At 71.3% G+C, this 1,626-nt stretch carries 2 protein-coding genes; both read left to right on the top strand.

Annotated elements, in window-relative coordinates; translation table 11 throughout:
- On the top strand, positions 1-1,085 hold a 1,085-nt coding region (gene lepB / locus AAGI91_17880; protein MEM1044484.1), incomplete at its 5' end, for a signal peptidase I.
- A gap of 79 nt (positions 1,086-1,164) precedes the next feature.
- The coding region (gene lepB, locus AAGI91_17885; protein ID MEM1044485.1) for a signal peptidase I at positions 1,165-1,626 on the top strand (462 nt) is incomplete at its 3' end.

Below are 1,626 nucleotides of genomic sequence, written 5' to 3' on the forward strand. Positions count from 1 at the left end.
GCCGCAAGCGCCGAAAGGAGAAGGCGAAAGCTCGGGCCAAGCCCACGCTCAAAGAGAACCTCTGGTTCTGGGCCAAGGCCCTCACCATCATTATCCTCCTGCGGGCGTTCATCTTCGAGCCCTACCGGATCCCCTCGGAGTCGATGGAGAACACGCTCCTCGTGGGCGACTTCCTGATCGTCTCGAAGCTCCACTACGGCGCGCGCACGCCGGCCACGCTCGGCATCCCGTTCACGCGCATCTACCTGCCCGGCCTCGAGCTGCCGCAGACGCGCCTGCCGGGCTTCTCGGAGCCGAAGCGCGGCGACGTGATCGTGTTCAACTACCCCTCGGCCGAGGACATCGAGCGCGGGTCGATCCCCGAGGCGGTGCCCATCGAGCGGCGGTTCCCGTACATCAAGCGGCTGATGGGCCTGCCCGGCGACACGCTGGCCGTCCTCGACAAGGTGCTCCACATCAACGGCGAGCCGGTCCCGCTCCAGCCGACGATGAAGCAGCGCTGGAAGGTGACGGCAACCGGCGGGACGCGACCGAACGCTCGCCAGCTTGAGGAGATGGACATCCTGCTCGAGATCGGGAGCGACCGGCGTCAGGGCTCGGTCCTCGCCGAGCCTCGCGAGTACGTCGTCGTGGCGACGCCGGAGGCGCTGGAGCCGTTTCTGGCCCGCGCCGACGTCGCCCGCGCCGAGCCGTTCGCCCTCGACGAGTCGTGGCGCGACGGGCTGTTCGGCGCCAACCCTGACCACGTCCCCCCGCAGGTGATCCCGGGCGAGGGCGTCACGGTGCCGCTCAACGCGCGGACGGTCCCGCTCTATGCCGAGGTCATCCAGCGCTACGAGGGCCGCGACCTCCGCGTCGACGGCAGCCAGATCCTGATCGACGGCCAGCCGGCCACGTCGTACACGTTCGGGCAGGACTACTACTTCGCGATGGGCGACTTCCGCGACAACTCGGTCGACAGCCGGTGGTGGGGCGTCGTGCCCGAGACGCACCTCGTGGGCAAGGCCACGTTCACGTTCCTGTCGTTCTCGCGGTGGATCCCGCCGATCCCGCGCCTGAACCGCTTCTTCCGGCCGATCCCGTAACGCCGGCCGATCCCGGAGCGCCGAGCGGCGTACGAGGGCGCGCTCGCCCGCCGTTGGACGGGCCGCCCACCGCCGGACCGTGACCCCCGACTCCGCCTCGATGCCGCTCGCCTCGCCCGACGCCTCGCGCCCCGAGGCGGACGCACGGGCAGGCGCCGCCTCGGGGCGCGCCACCTCGGGGAGCGTGTGGCCGTGGGTGCGCGTGATCGCCGGCGCGTTCGTGTTCGCGCTCGCGCTGCGGGCGTTCGCCTTCGACGCCTACCGGATCCCGTCGACGTCGATGGAGGACACGCTGCTCGTGGGCGACTTCGTGTTCGTCTCGAAGCTCCACTACGGCCCGCGGGTCCTCGGCCGCCGCCTGCCGGGTTTTGGCGAGGTCGAGCGCGGCGACGTGATGGTGTTCCACTACCCGCCGGGCCTGGAGGCGCTCGACGACCGGACGCCCTACATCAAGCGCGTCGTCGGGCTGCCGGGCGACTCGGTGGTCATCGCCGACAAGGCCGTCCGCGCCGGCCCCGAGGCGGTGCCCGCGCCGCGCGAC

This window comes from Bacteroidota bacterium (assembly GCA_038746285.1).
Taxonomy (GTDB): Bacteria; Bacteroidota; Rhodothermia; order Rhodothermales; family JANQRZ01; genus JANQRZ01.